The organism is Butyricimonas sp. DFI.6.44 (assembly GCF_022132345.1).
GTDB classification, from domain to species: domain Bacteria; phylum Bacteroidota; class Bacteroidia; order Bacteroidales; family Marinifilaceae; genus Butyricimonas; species Butyricimonas muris.
Window position 1 is genome coordinate 112,686 of record NZ_JAKNJD010000009.1, and the last position, 19,859, is coordinate 132,544.

Annotated in this window: 13 protein-coding genes and 1 pseudogene; 10 read left to right on the plus strand and 4 right to left on the minus strand. The window is 47.9% G+C overall.

Annotated features, from left to right (window positions below):
• From L0M98_RS13445 to L0M98_RS13455, 3 genes are all read left to right on the plus strand, one after another.
• Complete coding sequence (locus tag L0M98_RS13445; protein WP_370645660.1) at nucleotides 1–741, plus strand: basic secretory protein-like protein; 741 nt, start codon at nucleotides 1–3, stop codon at nucleotides 739–741.
• A gap of 45 nt (nucleotides 742–786) precedes the next feature.
• Entirely contained in the window at nucleotides 787–3,066 is a 2,280-nt protein-coding gene (locus L0M98_RS13450; RefSeq protein ID WP_227216640.1) for a GH92 family glycosyl hydrolase, read from the plus strand.
• A gap of 297 nt (nucleotides 3,067–3,363) precedes the next feature.
• A complete protein-coding gene (locus tag L0M98_RS13455; protein WP_227216639.1) occupies nucleotides 3,364–4,557 on the plus strand; it encodes a DUF4272 domain-containing protein in 1,194 nt (397 codons plus the stop codon).
• A gap of 157 nt (nucleotides 4,558–4,714) precedes the next feature.
• Here L0M98_RS13455 and L0M98_RS13460 read toward each other — a convergent pair whose 3' ends face one another.
• The 3 genes from L0M98_RS13460 to L0M98_RS13470 all read right to left on the minus strand — a co-directional run bounded on the left by L0M98_RS13460 (nucleotide 4,715) and on the right by L0M98_RS13470 (nucleotide 8,022).
• A complete protein-coding gene (locus L0M98_RS13460; RefSeq protein WP_227216638.1) occupies nucleotides 4,715–5,482 on the minus strand; it encodes a TIGR03915 family putative DNA repair protein in 768 nt (255 codons plus the stop codon).
• Nucleotides 5,483–5,611: 129 nt separating this feature from the next.
• Complete coding sequence (locus L0M98_RS13465) at nucleotides 5,612–6,877, minus strand: putative DNA modification/repair radical SAM protein (RefSeq protein WP_186978413.1); 1,266 nt, start codon at nucleotides 6,875–6,877, stop codon at nucleotides 5,612–5,614.
• A gap of 86 nt (nucleotides 6,878–6,963) precedes the next feature.
• The gene (locus L0M98_RS13470; RefSeq protein WP_227216637.1) at nucleotides 6,964–8,022 is read right to left on the minus strand and encodes a class I fructose-bisphosphate aldolase; all 1,059 of its coding nucleotides are present in this window, start codon (nucleotides 8,020–8,022) and stop codon (nucleotides 6,964–6,966) included.
• Nucleotides 8,023–8,133: 111 nt separating this feature from the next.
• On the opposite strand from L0M98_RS13470, the pseudogene L0M98_RS13475 reads away from it, so the two are divergent.
• From L0M98_RS13475 to L0M98_RS13490, 4 genes and pseudogenes are all read left to right on the plus strand, one after another.
• Nucleotides 8,134–9,567: pseudogene (locus L0M98_RS13475) on the plus strand (alpha-L-fucosidase); the annotation flags it as partial.
• A 207-nt stretch (nucleotides 9,568–9,774) separates the two neighbouring features.
• Nucleotides 9,775–11,514: a thiamine pyrophosphate-dependent enzyme gene (locus L0M98_RS13480; protein ID WP_227216635.1), complete on the plus strand. Its 1,740-nt coding sequence runs from the start codon at nucleotides 9,775–9,777 to the stop codon at nucleotides 11,512–11,514.
• A gap of 43 nt (nucleotides 11,515–11,557) precedes the next feature.
• Nucleotides 11,558–12,454: a DUF2156 domain-containing protein gene (locus L0M98_RS13485; protein WP_227216634.1), complete on the plus strand. Its 897-nt coding sequence runs from the start codon at nucleotides 11,558–11,560 to the stop codon at nucleotides 12,452–12,454.
• 7 nt (nucleotides 12,455–12,461) lie between these two features.
• A complete protein-coding gene (locus L0M98_RS13490) occupies nucleotides 12,462–13,520 on the plus strand; it encodes a GNAT family N-acetyltransferase (RefSeq protein ID WP_227216633.1) in 1,059 nt (352 codons plus the stop codon).
• Here the strand turns inward: L0M98_RS13490 and L0M98_RS13495 are convergent.
• Complete coding sequence (locus L0M98_RS13495) at nucleotides 13,498–14,289, minus strand: hypothetical protein (RefSeq protein WP_099293822.1); 792 nt, start codon at nucleotides 14,287–14,289, stop codon at nucleotides 13,498–13,500. The two genes, L0M98_RS13490 and L0M98_RS13495, sit on opposite strands and share 23 nt — an antisense overlap.
• Before the next feature lie 653 nt (nucleotides 14,290–14,942).
• Between L0M98_RS13495 and L0M98_RS13500 the strand changes: the two genes are divergently transcribed.
• From L0M98_RS13500 to L0M98_RS13510, 3 genes are all read left to right on the plus strand, one after another.
• Complete coding sequence (locus L0M98_RS13500) at nucleotides 14,943–15,761, plus strand: DUF4121 family protein (protein ID WP_008766242.1); 819 nt, start codon at nucleotides 14,943–14,945, stop codon at nucleotides 15,759–15,761.
• Between the two features lie 19 nt (nucleotides 15,762–15,780).
• A complete protein-coding gene (locus tag L0M98_RS13505) occupies nucleotides 15,781–16,722 on the plus strand; it encodes a hypothetical protein (RefSeq protein ID WP_008766243.1) in 942 nt (313 codons plus the stop codon).
• A 79-nt stretch (nucleotides 16,723–16,801) separates the two neighbouring features.
• The gene (locus tag L0M98_RS13510; protein ID WP_008766244.1) at nucleotides 16,802–19,804 is read left to right on the plus strand and encodes an N-6 DNA methylase; all 3,003 of its coding nucleotides are present in this window, start codon (nucleotides 16,802–16,804) and stop codon (nucleotides 19,802–19,804) included.
• The last annotated feature ends 55 nt before the right edge of the window (nucleotides 19,805–19,859 follow it).

Sequence of the window (19,859 nt, forward strand, 5' to 3'; positions counted from 1 at the left end):
ATGGCAAGTTCCTGCGGATGCAAAAAGAATAGCCCGAAAGCGGGAGAAGTTGTGGATTGGTCTGCCTATGACGTGGGACAAGTGGAGTTCCGGAATTTGTCGCCGGAAACGGAAGGGGCTGAATTATACGCCCACATCGTTCCCCATCCCGAACAATTTATGCAGGAATGCGCCCGACAAGTATTGAATACACTCTATTTTTCACCAGCGGATAGTATTCCGGGAGTGAGATGGATTACTTATATATTAAAGTCTTATGACGGAATATCGGCGAAAAGCGGTAATCCGCCCTCGATCACGATTACTTACAGCACGGATTGGGTGGAGAAAAGTTACAAGGGAAACATGGATGCGTTGGTGCGGGAAAACCGGGGAGTACTCTGGCATGAATTGACACACGGGTTTCAATTGGAACCGCAAGGGATAGGAACTTACGGGACAAACAAGACTTTTTGGGCTTTCATCGAGGGGATGGCGGATGCCGTGCGTTACGTGAATGGCGGTTTCACTTTGGACGACCGCCCTAAGGGAGGACATTACATGGACGGGTATCGTACAACGGGTTTCTTTTTGGCTTGGTTGACGCAGACGAAAGATTCGGATTTTTTGCGTAAATTTAACCGCAGTACTTTGCACGTCATTCCTTGGTCTTTTCAAGGTGCGATTCAATATGCTCTCGGGGAGGGATATGACATAGACCGGCTTTGGGAAGAATACATGAACGCGATGGGAGATAAGTAGAGGCGTACAAGAAACTGGAGAGGTGTAATATAATACGTTGTGTTTATGAGATATTATGTTTGTGTTTTAGTTTGTTTGTGGCTCGGCGTGGGTATTCCTGCGCGAGCTCAAACTGTTTTTGAGCCCGTGGAGTACGTGAATCCGCTTATGGGTACACAGTCCACGTTCGAGTTGTCGGCAGGGAACACTTACCCGGCGATTGCCCGTCCGTGGGGAATGAATTTCTGGATGCCCCAGACGGGGAAAATGGGCGACGGTTGGGCTTATGTCTACACGGCAAACAAGATACGGGGATTCAAACAGACGCATCAGCCGAGTCCATGGATTAATGATTACGGTCAATTCTCGCTGATGCCCGTGGTCGGGAAACCGGAGTTCGAGCAGGAGCGGCGTGCCAGTTGGTTCTCGCATAAGGGGGAAGTGGCGAAACCTTATTATTACAAGGTTTATCTTGCGGAGCACGATGTGGTGACGGAGTTCACGACGACAGAGCGGGCGGCTCTTTTCCGCTTTACTTTTCCGGAGAACGAACATTCGTATATTGTTGTCGATGCTTTTGACCGAGGTTCATTTGTCTGTATCGAGGGAGATAACAAGATCGTGGGATACACTACTCGGAATAGTGGCGGTGTGCCGGAGAATTTCAAGAATTACTTCGTGATAGAATTTGATAAACCATTCGAGTATAAACACACGTTTGTCGACGGGAAACTGAGTGACGATTCAGTACAGCAATCCCATCACGTGGGAAGCGTGATTGGCTTCCGAACAAAAAAGGGGGAGAAGGTTCACGCCCGCGTGGCATCTTCATTTATAAGCCCGGAACAGGCTGAATTAAACTTGAAAGAGTTGGGAAACGACGATTTCGAAACCTTGGTCGGGCGGGGTAAAGCGGCATGGAATAAAGTGTTAGGAGCTATTCAGGTAGAAGGAGGTTCGTTGGACCAATACCGGGTGTTTTATTCTTGCCTCTACCGTTCGGTACTTTTTCCCCGTAAGTTTTATGAAATAGATGCGGAGGGAAACACGGTGCATTACAGTCCATATAATGGAGAGGTGTTGCCGGGATATTTGTACACGGATACGGGATTCTGGGATACATTCCGTTGTCTGTTTCCCTTGTTGAATCTGGTTTATCCTTCCCGGAACAAGGAAATACAGGAGGGATTAATTAATACTTACAAGGAAAGCGGCTTTTTCCCGGAATGGGCAAGTCCGGGACACCGGGGATGTATGGTCGGGAATAATTCGGCTTCCGTGCTCGCGGATGCCTATTTGAAAGGCGTGCGGGTGGCTGACGTGGAAACACTGTACGAGGGGCTGATACACGGCACGGAACACGTGCACCCGAAAGCCTCTTCCACGGGACGTTTGGGACACGAGTATTATAATACATTGGGATACGTGCCTTACGACGTGGGGATAAACGAGAGTGCCGCGCGTACATTGGAATATGCTTATGATGATTGGTGTATTTATCAATTAGCAACGAAGTTAGAGCGTCCGGCAGAGGAAGTGGAGCGATTTGCCCGACGGGCGATGAATTATAAACATTTATTCGACCCTGAAACCAAGTTAATGCGGGGAAAGAATCAGGATGGCACTTTTATGACGCCCTTCTCTCCCCTGAAATGGGGTGACGCTTTCACGGAGGGGAATAGTTGGCATTACACGTGGTCGGTATTCCACGACCCTCAAGGGTTGATTGATTTAATGGGAGGAAAAGAGTCTTTCGTGCAGATGCTGGACTCTGTTTTTGCCGTGCCGCCCCTGTTTGACGAGAGTTATTACGGGGGAGTGATTCATGAAATCCGGGAAATGACCGTCATGAACATGGGGAATTACGCTCATGGAAATCAACCTATACAGCACATGATATACTTGTATAATTATGCCGGACAACCTTGGAAAGCGCAGTACTGGCTGCGGGAAGTGATGAACCGGATGTACACGCCCGGACCGGACGGTTATTGCGGGGACGAGGATAACGGGCAGACATCGGCATGGTACGTGTTCTCGGCGCTTGGTTTTTATCCCGTCTGTCCGGGTTCGGAGCAATACGTGCTGGGTACACCGCTTTTCCCGAAAGCTACGATTCATTTCGAGAACGGGAAAAAGATGGAGATTGTTGCCCCGGGGACAGACGATACGCGTCGCTATATCGACCGGATGAAATTGAATAAACGAGTTTACACGAAGAATTACGTCACACATAAAGACTTGCATGGTGGCGGACGGATAGAGTTCCGTATGAGTGAAGGCCCGAATAAGTCGAGAGGAACCGGTGATACGGATTTCCCTTATTCTTTTTCTTTGGAAAAATAGGCAGGGCAAATGCGTCAAAACGCTTTTTGCCCTTTTAGTCAAAAGTTTATAAAGTCTATAAAGTTTATAAGGTTTATGGACCCTAGCGGGCGCTTTGTCCACGGCAGCTATGCTGCCGGTAAACCTTGTCCGAAGGACGCCCGTTACTTTATGAACTTTATAAACTTTATGAGCTGAAAGCTCAACTTTATGAACTGGGCGGGGCAAAAAGCGTTTTAATGCGTTTGCCCCGGAAAATAGAGGATATTGCTTTCTCGAAAGGAGTTTCTATATTTGTATGAATTATAAAACGATTTTATGGAGAAAGCAAATTTGACTCTTTACACGGTAATCGGTGATTTCGACCGGGTGGCACAATCTATGGAAAAGCGGTTCCGTGAGGTAACTAAAATATTCTCGCCTGACAATAATCGCTGGATGTTCGTGTTGCAGGACGATTCGGTGATTCGTTGTTCTATGATGCAGACCAAGGACGAGGCGGAGCGGGTGGCAGAACACACGAACGGGATGGCGAATTTTTTTGCGCAGGCGGAAACCGAATTGACCGCTATCAAGGAAGAAGTACTTCGTCAGGTCAATTGTTTCAATTGTGTCGTGGGTATAGAGTTCGAGGTTGATGATAATCGGGAGCGGACGAATTATATCGTGAATACTATTTTTGATGCTGCGGCAGATATAAACGGTTTCGTGCTTTACCCAAGCATGAGCCTGTATGACAGTAAGGGTAAACTGCTTTTTTCGGCACGGGGCGAGAGTGAGTACGAGACTTTTCGTCCGGTGGCAAACTCCGATTTGTTGGAAATCGGACGTTCGGCACCCGCAGATGTGGATCAATATCGTAGAGAGCGTTCCATCGTCCGTCTGGAAGAGGAAGGTGTACCTTATATAGAGCATTTGCCTTGCGAGGTATTGGACAGTGAAGCAGTTATTCGTACCCCGGAAGAAATAGCCCGTAGGGCGACAGCGTTGTTTGCCGTGGCATTGTATTCGGAGGTAATGTTGTCCGAGAATCCCGATCGGGAGGAAGGATTGAGTTTCGTGCAGAAAATAGATGAAAGTTATCATATTATGGACGAACTGACTCCCTTGGAGAAAACTTATCTTGAAAATCCTTCACCGGAACAGCATGACTGTATTCAATTCCTGTGGCGGTACGAGTGTTGTGCCGTGCTATTGTGGGCATTAGGGAGCGCGGAGTTGTCCTATCCCTCGGAGATTTGTGATGTCCCGTTTATAGCCCGGTTTTTCTTTGATAACCAAGAGAAAGGGACTATTTTAGGGGTAGGCGAAACACGGGGTAAAGAGGAGATTCTGGATGAGGCTGACTTGACATTGCGTTATGATTGGGCATGCGTGGATGCCCGTATCAAAGGGAAAGAAATGCCTGCTTCATTGGAAGGGGGAATAGTGATGGAACGTCATTACGCGTTTAACTGGTTGATAGGAGCGAATGGGGGTGCGGATTGGGATGATATTCGACCGACAACTTGACAAACTTCCAGCATATTTTGTTGTCCTGTCGTTTTATAGACGTTTGGAAACGGTTCAAGAACGGTTGAACAACGGTTCATGAACGACAGTACTTCTGGAAAAGGCTTGGAATGGTTCCCTTGCCATTAGCGTTTTGGGTGTTTAAGGTGTTGGATGCTTATTTTCTTTTTTCAGTCAAGTATTTCCAAAAGCGGGCGGGGAGATTCTGACGGTGTAGTTTCGGATTGAGGCGCTCTTTGATAGCGATCGTTTTAAAGTAGGTTTGCCAAAGTTGCTGAAAGAGCTTTTCGTCTTGGTCCATGATGCTCTCGTCGAGGAACCCGGTGAGAAGATGTCCCTCTTTTTGTTCGAAATGTACTTCCGTGACCGTGGTTAGATCATAGTAGTAACCGTACTCTCGTTTTAGGTCATAGAGTAACCATTGCTGGTCGGCAAAACGGTCTTGCAAGTAAGGGATAACCAACGAGAGAACATTATACAAGGGTTTCAAGGCGGCGAAGTACGTGCCGTCCGCGGCTTTTTGGAAACGCAGGAACTGGATAACTCGGAGGCGTTCGTTTTTCACTTGCTTGAATACTTTGGACAGTTCCAATACATCCGGATCGCCGAAGTTAAGTTCAATGGAGCGCGGTGCGTCTATCGCCTTGCGTATATAGCGGAATAACAAAAGATCAATCCCCGGCAGTTCCGATAACCAGCACGTTGTGAGTTGAGAAAGGGCTGGGGCTGACAATTTCTTTTGCAGTCCTTTCCATACCCGTTCACTCCTTTCCGTGTCCGTCGTTACCGTGAAACTTTTGTCATAAAATAGCGGTAGCGTTTCACCTTCCCCGAGCAAGACATCCGGATACTTTTTGTAACTATACGCGTCAAAAACCGTGGTCAGCAACCCTTCAAATGTCTTATCGTAGATGAAAATAACCATGTGTCAATTTTAGATTTAGTGATTTTTGATTTAAGATTCCAGCCACACAAGCTAACGCTTCTTCCTTTTCCATCTGCCAAGTTTTTTTAATCGTAAATCGTAAACCATAAATCATAAATTAATAAGATTTCAATTGACAAAGTCGAATGGAATAATCAGTTGCCCGTCGTCGATTTTCCGGGTTGCCCTTTGGGTTAGGATACGTCTAACATTCTCCGGTTTTAATTCATTGACGGTTTTGGTTGGCAATTCGTGGCAGGTGATGAAATATTGTGCTTTTTTCAACACGACACCTATCTGCTTGAGTTGAGCCATCCCTAAACGGGAATAACGGCGTGCCGTGACAATCATTTTAGCAGACTTCACGCCAAGCCCCGGGACCCGGAGCAGCATCTCGTAGTCCGCCCGGTTGACGTCCACGGGAAAGGCTTCGGGATGACGTAACGCCCATGCCAGTTTGGGATCAATCTCCAAGTCAAGATCGGGATAGGAATCATCCACGATTTCTTCCACCTTGAAATGGTAGAAACGAAGCAGCCAATCGGCCTGATACAATCGGTTTTCCCGAACAAGGGGCGGCTGTTTCAGAGCCGGTAACCGATGATCGTACGCGTTGACGGGCACGAATCCCGAATAATAAACCCGTTTCATGCTGGGGCGCTTGTACAGGGCGGAAGTAAGCCCGAGTATATCTTTATCCTTGTCGGGTGTGGCGCCGATGATCATTTGCGTGCTCTGTCCTGCCGGAACAAAACGGGGTGCATGTCGGTACTTCTTTCTGTCCTCTGCACTTTGCAACATCCCTTGTTGAATAAAGCGCATGGGAGTGAATACGCTCTGGAAGTCTTTTTCCGGGGCGAGAAGTTGCAGGCTCTGCTCGTTCGGAATCTCGATATTCACGCTCATCCGGTCGGCGTATAACCCCGCCTCGTTCACCAGTTCCTGACTGGCACCGGGGATACTTTTCATGTGGATGTACCCGTTGAATTTATATACTTGCCGGAGGTCTTTCACCACCCGAACCAATCGTTCCATGGTATAGTCCGGGTTACGAACGACTCCGGAACTGAGAAATAGTCCCTCGATATAATTCCGTCGATAAAACTCTATCGTCAAGTTGACCAACTCCGTCACGGAAAAAGTAGCCCGCGGCAGATCATTACTCCTGCGGTTTATACAGTAAGCACAATCGTATATGCAGTTATTCGTGAGCATGATTTTGAGCAACGAAATACAGCGTCCGTCTTCCGCGAAACTATGGCATATACCCCATCCCTCGGCACTTCCGATTTGTCCTTTTTTGTGAGAACGGGAAGTTCCGCTGGATGCACATGATACATCGTACTTCGCTGATTCAGCGAGGATTTTGAGCTTGTTGAGTACACTTTCATCCATGTCGAACGGGGTTTAGTCTTCCTCACAAAGATAGAATAAAAAATACTTGTCCGGATGGATGAAAGGGATTTTATCTTTTAGTTTTTCTATGCCAAAGTAATCGTTTTGTCCAGATACACATCTTGAATGGCGTTCAATAATTCTACGCCCTCTTTCATCGGTTTCTGGAAAGCCTTTCTACCGCTGATAAGTCCCATGCCGCCGGCTCGCTTGTTAATGACGGCTGTTATCACGGCTTCTTTCAGATCGGATGCACCTTTGGATTCTCCGCCGGAATTGATTAAACCGACCCGTCCCATGTAGCTGTTCGCGACCTGATAACGGCACAAGTCTATCGGGTGGGAAGACGTGAGGCGGGAATATACGCGTTCGTCCGTTTTCCCGAATTTTAAAGCGGTAAAGCCACCGTTGACCGTGGGGAGTTTCTGTTTCACGATGTCGGCTTGTATCGTGGCTCCTAAATGATTGGCTTGTCCGGTAAGGTCTGCCGCAGAGTGATAATCCGTGCCGTCTTTCTTGAAGTGTTCGTTTCGCAGGTAACACCAGAGGATGGTGGTCATGCCTAATTCATGGGCGTGAGCGAAGGCTTCCGAGATTTCCAGTATCTGACGCCTGCTTTCCGGGGAACCGAAGTATATCGTGGCACCCACGGCGGCGGCACCCATGTTCCAAGCTTCTTCTACCGTGCCGTACAAGGTTTGGTCATATTGGTTCGGGTAAGTTAGAAGTTCGTTGTGGTTGATTTTCACGATAAAAGGTATCTTGTGAGCGTATTTGCGGGCTACCGAGCCGAGTACGCCGTATGTTGAAGCAACCGCGTTGCAGCCACCTTCAATGGCGAGTCTTATAATATTCTCGGGATCGAAGTAGAGCGGGTTCGGGGCAAATGATGCACCTGCCGAATGTTCGATGCCTTGATCCACTGGTAGAATGGACACGTATCCCGTGTTTGCCAGACGTCCGTGTCCCAGAATGGATTGCAGACTGTTTAACGTGCGGGTATTTCTGTCGGAAGGTACCCATATATCGTCGATCGTGGTTGGCGACGGGGCGTGAATCAATGACTTGTCAATTGTCCTGCAAGTGTGATTTAGAAGAAATTCACTTTGATCTCCAAGGATTTCAGTTATTTTGTTTGTGTTCATACGGTAAAATTTTTACGTTACTCCCTATGAAACGTAAAAGTGGGAGAATATGTTGTCTGCATGAGAAAAAAAGTTTATTTTTACATTCATTAATTAACATTGATAATCATGGTGAAATCAATCTATATACTGGGGGTGTTATTGTGCACGTGTATTTTACCGGCGGGGGCGCAGAAGGGGAAGTTTTACGAGAAACAGGTATGTTTCCCGGGGCAGGCAACCTTGGAAGAGAAAGTGGATATGGCGTCACGGCTGATTCCCTCGAAAAAGCAATTGGCGTGGCAACAATTGGAGATGACCGCTTTTATCCATTTCGGGATGAATACCTTCACGGGACAGGAGTGGGGGGACGGTAAAGAGTTCCCCGCGATGTTCAATCCCGTGGCTCTGGACGCGGACCAATGGGTGCGGGTATTGAAAGCGGGTGGCTTCAAACTGGTGATCATTACCGCGAAACATCATGACGGTTTTTGCTTGTGGCCCACGAAGACAACCCGACATTCGGTGGCTTCTTCCCCGTGGAAAAACGGAAAAGGGGACGTGGTCAAAGAGGTGAAGAAAGCCTGTGAGCGGAACGGGATGAAATTCGGCGTGTACGTTTCCCCGTGGGACCGGAATGCTTCCTGCTATGGCGATTCCGTGAAATACAACGAGTTCTTTATACAACAATTGACCGAGTTGTTGTCCGACTATGGCAAGGTGGACGAAGTATGGCTCGACGGGGCAAACGGCGAGGGACCGAACGGGAAGAAACAAGCATATAACTGGGAAGCGATCATGAAGACAATCAATAAATTGCAACCCAATGCTGTCACGGCAATTTGCGGTGACGATGTCCGTTGGGTAGGGAACGAAAGAGGTCGGGGGAGAGATACGGAGTGGAGTGCCTCGGCATTGGTGCCGGAGGTGTTCCCGAGTGCCCGCGTGAGAAACGAGCGGTTGCATTTGGATTCCTATACCCGTGATCTGGGGAGCAGGCATGTACTTGCCCGTGCTACTGAGCTTTTTTGGTATCCGTCCGAGGTCGATGTGTCTATCCGTCCCGGTTGGTTCTATCATGATTATGAAGATAATAAAGTAAAGTCTTTGAAGGAATTGGTGGACATTTATTTCCATTCCGTGGGATGTAATTCTTCTTTGTTATTGAATGTACCGCCGGATAAACGGGGTGTGATTCACGAGAATGACGCGGCTCGCTTGAAAGAGTTCGGTGAATATATAGAAAAGACATTCTCGAAAGATTATACCTCTCGTTGGGCTCGTCCGTGGACAGCAAAACCGGGTGAGCAGAAAGAATATGCCTTAAATAAAGGTGCCGTGGTCAACACTGTTATGTTGCAGGAAGATATCAGCAAAGGGCAGCGGGTAGAAGCCTTCACCGTGGAAGTCTGCGTAAACGGGGAATGGAAACCCGTCGCGGAGGGCACCACGATCGGGTACAAGCGTCTTTTGCGCTTCCCGGATACGGAAACAGACGGCATCCGTGTAATAATCCGTGAATGTCGCGGTGTGGCAAATATATCGCGGGTAGGGGCGTTCTTGGCGCCGAAAATAAATTAGTTTATAAGGTTATTGACCCCGCGGGTGCTTTGTTTATGGCTGCAAAGCTGCTGATAAATTTTTCCGGGGAACTCCCGCGACCTTGTAGACCTTATGGTTTTCTACTTTATAAACTTTACAAACTTTATAACTTTACAAACTCATTTTACGTTTACCTGTAGAGATTAGAAAACAATATTAAAACTACAGGATATGGCGAAAAAAGTAGCAGAACAATTGGTCGAAATACTGGTAGAAGTCGGAGTGAAACGTATTTATGCCGTGACAGGCGATAGTTTGAATGAAATAAATGACGCCGTGCGGCGTAATGGTAAAATTCAATGGATACACGTGCGACACGAGGAAGTCGGGGCTTACGCGGCAGGAGCCGAGGCGCAGCTTCATGGGCAGTTGGCTTGTTGCGCCGGGAGTAGCGGACCGGGACACGTGCATCTGATCAACGGTCTGTATGACGCTCATCGTTCCGGGGCTCCGGTGCTGGCGTTGGCATCGACAATGGCGACCGAGGAGTTCGGTTCCCGGTATTTTCAAGAAACCGATACGATAAAATTATTTGATGATTGCAGTTATTATAATCAAGTGGCAGCTACACCGGCTCAATTGCCCCGTATGTTACAGGCGGCAATGCAAACGGCGTTATCCCGGCACGGTGTTGCCGTGGTCGGTATTCCGGGAGATGTGACGGCGAAAGATTCGGTAGATATTTTTTCATCTTTGCACCCTTTCCCGACTCAACCGTCTATCCGTCCTTCCGACAAGGAATTGGACGAGCTGTCAGCCTTGTTGAACAATAAAACGAAAATCACTCTATTTTGCGGGATGGGAGCGAAAGATGCTCATGCCGAGGTGGTGGAATTGTCACATCGGTTGAACGCTCCCGTGGCTTATTCTTTCAAAAGCAAAATGGAAATACAGTACGATAACCCGAACGAGGTCGGTATGACCGGGTTATTAGGTATGCCTTCCGGTTATGACAGTATGCACGAGGCGGAAGTTCTCGTAATGCTCGGTACGGATTTTCCCTATGCGCCTTTTATGCCGGAGAATAACACGATCGTTCAGATTGATATAAAACCGGAACGATTGGGACGACGGGCGAAGGTAGACATGGGACTTTGCGGCGACGTGAGAGCAACGTTGCAGGCTTTGCTGCCTCGGATCAAGCAAAAAGAAGACGATGATTTCTTGAAAAAACAATTGAAAGGGTACGAACGGGTAAAGGAGAATTTGAATGCTTACGTGGAAGTACACGGCGAGAAAGATCGGATTCACCCGGAATACGTGATGTCTGTCGTGGACAAGTTAGCGTCGAAAGACGCGATCTTTGCCGTGGATACCGGGATGACTTGTGTTTGGGGGGCCCGCTATCTGCACGGGACGGGACAACGGAAAATGTTGGGTTCGTTTAACCACGGTTCCATGGCAAATGCCGTTCCCCAAGCTATCGGGGCTTCGCTGGCGTATCCCGACAGACAGGTATGGGCATTGTGCGGGGACGGCGGATTGTCTATGTTGCTGGGAGATCTTTCCACGATTGTACAATATAAATTGCCCGTGAAAATCGTCGTGTTCAATAACCGTTCGTTGGGAATGGTGAAATTGGAGATGGAAGTTGCCGGGTTACCCGATTGGCAGACAGACATGGAGAATCCCGATTTCGCCCTCGTGGCAAAAGCCATGGGCATGGAAGGATTCACGGTAAACGATCCCGAGGAAGTTCAATCGACACTGGAAAAAGCGATGAAAATAAACGGCCCGGTGCTGGTGAACGTGATGACCGACCCGAACGCTCTCGCCATGCCGCCCAAGGTGGAGTGGAGCCAGATGCTGGGATTTGCGCAATCCATGTATAAGTTGATGCTCAACGGACGGACAAAGGAAATTTTGGATACGATCACGTCTAATTTCAGACACATGAAAGAAGTGCTATGAGATGAAAGATTGTATCTTTGTATTGTAATAAAGATAGAATTATATGATAGATTTTAAACCGATCAAAATTGAAGATAAAGAGTTAATAACGTCGTATTTTTTGGCCTGCGGGAACCGGGATTGCAACCTGTCATTCGTGAATTTGTACACGTGGCAGTTCCTGACTAACAGTTGCTATGCCGTGGTGGATAATTGCCTGATCGTGCGTTTCACGCTGGACGAGGAAAGTATCGTGTACACGATGCCCGTCGGGACAGGGGACGTGAAAGGAATCATCGGGATGTTGAAAGAGCAGGCAAAGGCTGAAGGGCATGTCTTGCGGATACATGGCGTGTTCCCGGAAATGGAAGAGTGGTTCAACCGGGAGTTCCCCGGACGATTTGATTACCGTCTGGATCGGGATTATTTTGACTATATATATCTAAGGAAAGAATTGGCGGAATTGAAAGGTAAGAATTTCCAGCCCAAGCGGAATCATGTCAACAAGTTCAAGCGGACGTACAATTATCGTTACACTCCCTTGACGGCGGACATGATTCCGCATTGCCTCGAACTGGAGGAGAAATGGTGCGAGCAACACGGTTGTGATGAAGAGCAGAGCTTGATTAACGAGCGAAAAGCATTGAACTCCGCGTTACGCCATTTTGACGAGTTGGAACTGACGGGCGGTGCGCTTTGGGTGGATGACGAGATTGTCGGTTTTACCTATGGCGCTCCCGTGAATAAGGATACTTTTGCCGTGCATATCGAGAAAGCGGATAGCCGTATCGACGGGGCTTATAATATATTGAATCAAGAATTTGCCTTGCATATTCCGGAAAAATATATTTACTTGAACCGGGAAGAAGACTTGGGATTAGTCGGCTTACGAAAGGCAAAGTTATCTTATCGTCCCGTGATTCTGTTGGAAAAAGGGTACGCTCAATTAATCGAAAATTGAAAATGGCATGAAACAAGAGGTAATGGATTTGTGGCGATTGTGTTTTGATGACACGGAAGAGTTTATTCGTTTCTATTTCAGTAAGAAATATAAAGACGAAAACACTCTTGTATATCGTGACCGGCAAGGTGATGCTGTCGCGGCGCTGCAAATGCCGCTTTACCCGATGACCTTCGCCGGAACCTTGTTGCAGACGGGGTATATTTCGGGCGCTTGTACCCACCCTCTGGCCCGTGCGCGGGGAATCATGACAAAGTTATTGCAGGAGGCCTTTGCCGTGATGAGAAAGCGGGATGTCCCCGTGAGTACTTTAATCCCGGCAAACGATTGGTTGTACGGCTATTACGAGAAGATGGGATATGCCGCTATTTTTGATTTCTCACCCGAACATTACACGATTTTCGCTCCTCCCGTGTCGGAGCATTACCGGGTGGAGGCGTTCCGTGACGAGGCTTTGTTGACAGACGAAGTGTTTCGTTATTTTGAAGATGCCATGCTCCGTCGTCCCTGTTGTATTCAACATGACCGGGAGGATTTTAACACAATTATGGAGGATTTGCGTATAAGCGAAGGTGCTTTGCTCGTGGCGTATAACCGTGAAGATCACCTTGTCGGCATGGCATTTGCCGAGCCGCGGGGGAATCATATTTTGGTAAAAGATTGGCTGTATGACTCCGGGGAAGTAAAACAGGCGCTCTTGTGGGGGATAATGACACGTTTGGATACTGCCGAAATATTCTGTCGTTCGCTACCGACGGGGAAAAATGACGAACATCGGGGGATGGCGAGAATCTTGGACGTGGAACAGGTGTTGCGGTTGTATGCTGTCCGTTATCCCGATCTGCATCTCGTGTTGAAAGTGACGGATGAACAAATCCCGGAGAACACGGGAATATATATCGTCGGTGAGGGCGCTTGTACCCGGAAAGTCGCCGAAGAAACACCCGTCGAATTGACCGTGCAAGAGTTAACCCGTTTGGTATTCGGTTATTACCCGGAACGTTTTCCCGGGTTAGCCTCTCGTTTCAAAGCCTGTCATCCTTTTATAAGTCTGATGCTGGACTGATTTTCCGATCCTGTTTCGGGTTTTTCGAGTTCACGATACCGTCGATCTCTTCGAGGGTAAGTTTCTTCACGTTTGTAATGATAATGTTTTCTTTCAGGAAATTACCATACGTGTTGCACTCGTTGATGATGGTTTCGAATATTTCTTTCAACCCGGCATCAATCGGCAACAAAAGGGTAAACATGATGTATTTATCGAAGTGCTCGGAACTCTCGATTTCTCCTTTAGCCTTGGTCACTACCAGTTCGGTTTCTTTCTTGGCAATATCCCATTGGAACGGTTGTATAACCACCCCCTCGTTGGCAATATAAACACAGAAATAACGTAATAGAGTCCCGTGGCCGCCCAATCCCGTGGAAACAAACACGGTAGATTCATCCAGCAGGGAAGATTGAATCAACATACGCGATTGTTGCAACGCCACGGTCGCCCATTTTTTCAACGGGGTGTCTTCCTTCTGGAATGCCTCAATCTTCCGGTATATCGCTATATCATTTATCGTGGCCAGTACAGCCAGAATCTTTCTCTTCTTGTCTTCACTGACGGACTCGTTGTACAATTCATCCGTCAACTGGGGAGCTTCTTCTATCAGCATCTTGAATTTCGTCTTGTCTTTCATCAAAAATTCAAGAAGTGCCATAAAGTGATGTTGCACCTCCACGTCTATTTCTTCTTCCATGATATTGAGTTGTGAAGCGTTTTTTGCCAAAAACTCGTTCACGTTACCCCATTTCTTCTCGTCTCTGTTGTCTTTATCTTCTGCTTTCATATTACAAAAATAAGCTATTTATTGATTATACGAATTAAAAAAGAAAAGTTTTCTTTTAATTCATGGAATGGTAATTCGATATTCTTGTATGCCCGGAAGAGAGCGAAGGAATTTCTGAAGAGAAAAGTTGCATCGGGGAATTGAATCTGCGCTTAAATCAAATTAAATGTCAATTGTTTTTTCATGTGAAAATTGTGTATATTTGTAATAGTCAGAAGTATTTTGTTTGACTATCAGTGTATTATATGAAACTCGCATGAGAATGGGCAACGGATAAGAAAAATGCAAACTGTTTAGAATCACTATATTCCTCATGCTGTCAAATAACTCTTTATCTTTCTGCAAAGATAATGTTTTTCCTCTGAATACCGGAATTTTCCGGGTATAATCTTCACGGTGATTTCAAAAATAATCCAAATCAAGAATGACATCTGTACCGTAGCCGAGTTCACGTAACTCACAGGCAAAGGTAACTCGTGTTCTTATCGTACAAGCAAGGTCAAGCCCTCCGGGTGGCGTGGAAAAATCATCCTCGCCCCGGAGGGCTTCGGTATTTTTCCCGCCAACCTTGCATGTACGGAACACGACCTTTTAAAGCCTGTAGTTACGGGAACTCCGGCCCCGAAAAGCCGGACTAACAAAAAAACAATGTCATGTTACAGGCAACAAAGAACAAGTACGGTATTGAAACGCTCAAGACACTGAATGTTTTGTACGACCATGAACATTGGCTGACGCAGGAGGATGTGGATATGGCCAACCGTTATGTCGAACTTATAGAGCAGACGCGCTCGGAAATCACACCGCAAACCGGTGACAGGCTGATTTATCTCAGCCGTCATGGGGACTATTACGGCAATGCACTCATAGACAGTATGGATGAAAAGAAAGGCCTGCTTTCCATCTGCGAACAGCCGTATGTCCCATTCGTATGGCAATCTGCGGATAATATCCGCCTGAGCGTCAGCGGTGGAGCTTTCCACCATGTAAAAACGGATGATCTGAAATTCAACGGTTGGACGGAAGGAGCATTCAAAGACTGGGGACATTGCGGATCGTGCGCTCACGGATCAGTTACATTCACGGCAAAAGTCCCACAATGGATTTACCGTGAGCCGGAACCGCTCTATGGTGATTTCACGACAGAGACATACCGCCGTTTTTATCTTCACAAAGACCTGGAAGCGAGAAACCTCTACCAAAGTCTTGATATCGCTTTTCACAATGAAGAGGACTTCCGGCAATTCCTGCAAGACTATGAGGGAACGGTATTCAAGGGGAATTGGAAAAACCAGATCGTGGTATGGTGCTTCCGCAGGGAATATGTCTTCCTGCCTCTGTCGGAATGGGAAAAGATTGATGTCCCGGCAGTGGAGCGAAGGCTTAATTTCCATCCCGAGCAGGTGAAGATTGTCAAGGACATGGAGAAGCACATCACCTATTTCCACCGTATCCAATCACAGGATTTCTAACACTTAAAATCAAACAGATATGCAAACGACAACATCATTCAAACCCGGCAACGCTCCCGACCTGCTTTCAGGAATATTGAGCGTACAAGTAAGAAACGAGGACAAGATTACCGAGCAAGACCGCCTGTTTTGTCAGAACCAGCAGGACATGCTCTACAAGACGCTTGACCGGATAGACCGCTGGTATACCATCTTCAAGGAAGAGGCGGAACAATACCGAACAGAACGGGACTTCTCATACGACGACAATGGGAAAATATCCATGCGTGACCTTTACTCGCTCAGAAACGGTAAGGACGATTATTCGCACAACGAGTTCAAGCCGTTCGATGTGCTGAACGATTTGGTAGACAAGAACCACAATGCCAACTCTAACTTCGCCAACCGTATCATCGCCTACTTCAACAGGACGTACAACGTGTCGGTGCCGGAACAAAGGATAAACGAAAAGACACTCCGCATGGGCTTCCGTCCGGTCTATGGGACATACGTGGATGCGGTTATCGAGCATTTAGGTGGCAAGAGTTTCCGGGAAACGGCAGTGGAAGAACTGCTTGCCAGAGTCGCAAAGGTAGTCAAGCCTTCCTGCTGGAGCAAGGTCAAAACGGAGCTGAAGAAGGACAAGATTGTCTTTCCCGAAATCATTCGCTTCGATGATTATTACATACAATACCACCAACGGTGCAAAATCAGTTACAATTACAGTGGAGAGCTGGAAACCCTATGCGCGGGTATCGCTTACGGTGCGGATGATGTACTGTGCGGCAACTCGAAAATGATTATCCGTTTCGATGACAATGATGTGTCTGTCAATGACTGGTACGACCTCACGACCACCAACGCCGAGCAAATCCGATTCTACAAGAACGGACGTATCGACGTCAAATTCAAGGACAGCGCGGCAGCCGAGAGCTGCTTCAAGCGTCTCCGATTGGATGAAATCACATTACCGGAGAACTGACCATGAGAAGAATCCCACAGCACCCCGTAAGGCAACTCTTGCGGGGTGTCTTCATTTCCAACCGTAAACTATTAAAGATATGTACGCCATCATACCCCAACAGATACCACAGGACAGGCGGGCCGAGGTCAACGAGAAGATTCTTTTCGCCATAGACTCCGGCAAGGATCTGATTCCGGCGGAGAGCATCTACAACTGCTATACCGGCATCGGCGGGCTGCACAACCTGAAACAGTCCGACTTTGCCAATTACAACGAGTACGCGGAGGCCAAGAAAGAGTATGAGATGGGACAGTTCTTCACCCCGCATGAAGTATGCAGAGACATAGTGGATATGCTGTCTCCGGCCTCTTCCGAGATGATACTCGACATGTGCTGCGGCATGGGAAACTTCTTCAACCACCTTCCGAACCATCATAACACCTACGGTTTCGACATAGACGGAAAGGCGGTGGCCGTTGCAAGGTATCTCTACCCGGACGCCCATATCGAGAAATGCGACATCCGGCAATATTACCCGGAACAACGCTTTGACATCATTATCGGCAATCCGCCTTTCAACCTGAAATTTGATTACAGGCTGTCACAGGAATACTATATGGAAAAAGCCTACGATGTGCTCAACCCGGCAGGCATCCTGATGGTCATTGTTCCCAGCTCGTTCATGCAGAGCGAGTTCTGGGAGAAGACACGCATAACGGGCATCAACAGCCGGTTCTCGTTCATCGGGCAAGTGAAGTTAAATCCCAATGCCTTCGCTTCCACGGGAGTCCACAACTTCAACACGAAAGTAATGGTGTTCCTGCGCAAGTCGCTGCATATCGAGATGCAGGCCTACAACGCGGAAGAGTTCATCTCCATGTCTGAATTGAAAGAGCGCATCCGCGAGGCAAGGCTGATGAAGCACAAAATACGCTTCGACCTGATGCGCGAGACCAACCGGATTGACAAGGAGGAACTGGAGGTATTCGAGTACAAACTCGCCAAGTACATGTACGAGTTGAAAGCCCACACCAAGCTGAACAAACACATAGACAAAGCGGAAGCACTGGTCACGAAGTTCCGTAACCAGAAACCGCCGGAAAATGCCACCCGGGAACAGGTAAACCAATGGGAGAAGAACAAGCTGACCACGACCAAAGTCCTCGGTATCATCCGCAGGTATATCACCTCGCAGAATACCGTACCACGCAAGGAAGTGGCCCTGGTGAAGACCTCCTACGGCTTCAAGCTGAAACAGTATGCACCCCGTCTGCTGGATAAGGTTTCACACAAGGCGGCAAGTATCAATGACCTTGTGCTGGGACGGAGCGAACTTCCCTTACCGGAACTGCCGACTGAAAAGAACATGCGCCAGATACGTGCAGCGGAAAAACTGATACGCAAGAAACGCAGGCAATACGAAAACCAGAACCGGCAGTTTACAGAAATGCAACCAGACCCATTTCTGCAAGAATACCTCGATCGCACCACTTTCAGAAACAAGGACGGTGAGATATGTGAGTTTACATCACTTCAAAAACACGACCTGAACCTGGTCTTGCAGAAGCGTTATGCTTTGCTGAACTGGCAGCAAGGTTCCGGCAAGACGGCAGCCGTGTATCATCGGGCAAAATACCTGCTTAAATTCCATAAGGTACGCAATGCCGTCATTCTGGCTCCGGCCATTGCCACCAATATGACTTGGATACCGTTTCTGACAATCAATCGGGAGAAATTCCGTATAGTCAGAAGTAATGCCGATTTGGAAACAGTACCTGAAGGTGTATTACTCATCCTCTCCACCTCCATACTCTCCAAACTGAAGCGTGGACTGTCAAAATTTGTCAGACGCACATCCGGGAAACTCTGCCTGGTTTTCGATGAATCCGATGAGATAACCAACCCGTCTTCACAACGGACAAGGCTTGTCTTGAGCATTTTCCGCCGTCTCAAATACAAGATACTCGACACGGGAACCACCACGCGGAACAACATCGCGGAACTGTACAGCCAATTTGAACTGCTGTACAACAATTCCGTCAACATGGTCTGCTGGTGCGACCGGATATACCACGAGAACAGAGACAAGGAGATAGAGGAAGAAAGCAACCGGCATTACGGAGAGCCGTTCCCGGCTTTCAGAGGCCATGTGCTTTTCCGTTCCTGTCATTGCCCCGGAAAATCCACCGTATTCGGCATAGAGAAGCAGAACCAGGACGTGTACAACAAGGAGGAACTGGCGGAGCTTATCGGAAAGACCATCATCACCCGCAAGTTCAGGGACTTCGCAGGCGAGAAGTACAAGATACGTACCCATACGGTCAGCCCGGCTGAAGGCGAGCACGAGGTTTACCGCGTCATTATCGAGGAATTCTGCCGCATTTGCGAGCTGTATTACAACAGTACGGGAGACGCGAAGAAGGATGCCGGGCTTAGGCTCATGCGACAGATCAAGCTGCTCATCAAGGCGTGCTCCGTCCCGCACCTGATAGATGGCTATTTCGGCGACGGGATTCCGAACAAGACAAGATATATCGAGAAACTGATACGGAAGATTCCCGGCAAGGTGGCTGTCGGCTGCACCTCCATAGCGGCGTTCGACCTTTACGAGAATCATCTCCGCGAATGCTTTCCGAACCGTCCGGTGTTTGTGGTCAAAGGCGACGTGACCTTCAAGAAACGGCAGAGCATCGTGACTGAGTTCGATTCCACCGTCAACGGCATACTGGTCTGCACACAGCAGAGTCTGAGCAGTTCGGTGAACATCCCGACCTGTAACGATGTGATTCTGGAATCGCTCCAATGGAATATCCCGAAGATGGAGCAGTTCTACTTCCGCTTCATACGTCTTGATTCCAAAGAACTGAAGGACGTACATTATGTCACCTACAAGGATTCCGTGGAGCAGAACCTGATGGCACTGGTACTTACCAAGGAGCGGCTGAACGAGTTCATCAAAAGTGGTGAGGTGAAAGAACAGTCAGACATCTTCGAGGAGTTTGACGTCACTATGTCCGTCATCGAGAGCCTGCTGGTCAGGGAACGTGACAGGGAGGGCAAGATACATATCAGCTGGGGAAGCCAGCGCATAACCGGCTAAAAATGAAAAAACATGAATAACCGCAGATTCCATTCCACAGGCAAAGGTAACTCCG

Bases quoted from the DNA above. Each gene is read 5' to 3' on its own strand.
- L0M98_RS13460 (WP_227216638.1), bottom strand. From the start codon at position 5,482: ATGGTTATTTTCATCTACGATAAGACATTTGAAGGGTTGCTGACCACG.
- L0M98_RS13485 (WP_227216634.1), top strand. From the start codon at position 11,558: ATGATAGATTTTAAACCGATCAAAATTGAAGATAAAGAGTTAATAACG.
- L0M98_RS13505 (WP_008766243.1), top strand. From the start codon at position 15,781: ATGCAAACGACAACATCATTCAAACCCGGCAACGCTCCCGACCTGCTT.
- L0M98_RS13450 (WP_227216640.1), top strand. From the start codon at position 787: ATGAGATATTATGTTTGTGTTTTAGTTTGTTTGTGGCTCGGCGTGGGT.
- L0M98_RS13500 (WP_008766242.1), top strand. From the start codon at position 14,943: ATGTTACAGGCAACAAAGAACAAGTACGGTATTGAAACGCTCAAGACA.
- L0M98_RS13455 (WP_227216639.1), top strand. From the start codon at position 3,364: ATGGAGAAAGCAAATTTGACTCTTTACACGGTAATCGGTGATTTCGAC.
- L0M98_RS13480 (WP_227216635.1), top strand. From the start codon at position 9,775: ATGGCGAAAAAAGTAGCAGAACAATTGGTCGAAATACTGGTAGAAGTC.
- L0M98_RS13445 (WP_370645660.1), top strand. From the start codon at position 1: ATGGCAAGTTCCTGCGGATGCAAAAAGAATAGCCCGAAAGCGGGAGAA.
- L0M98_RS13470 (WP_227216637.1), bottom strand. From the start codon at position 8,022: ATGAACACAAACAAAATAACTGAAATCCTTGGAGATCAAAGTGAATTT.
- L0M98_RS13510 (WP_008766244.1), top strand. From the start codon at position 16,802: ATGTACGCCATCATACCCCAACAGATACCACAGGACAGGCGGGCCGAG.
- L0M98_RS13465 (WP_186978413.1), bottom strand. From the start codon at position 6,877: ATGGATGAAAGTGTACTCAACAAGCTCAAAATCCTCGCTGAATCAGCG.
- L0M98_RS13490 (WP_227216633.1), top strand. From the start codon at position 12,462: ATGAAACAAGAGGTAATGGATTTGTGGCGATTGTGTTTTGATGACACG.
- L0M98_RS13495 (WP_099293822.1), bottom strand. From the start codon at position 14,289: ATGAAAGCAGAAGATAAAGACAACAGAGACGAGAAGAAATGGGGTAAC.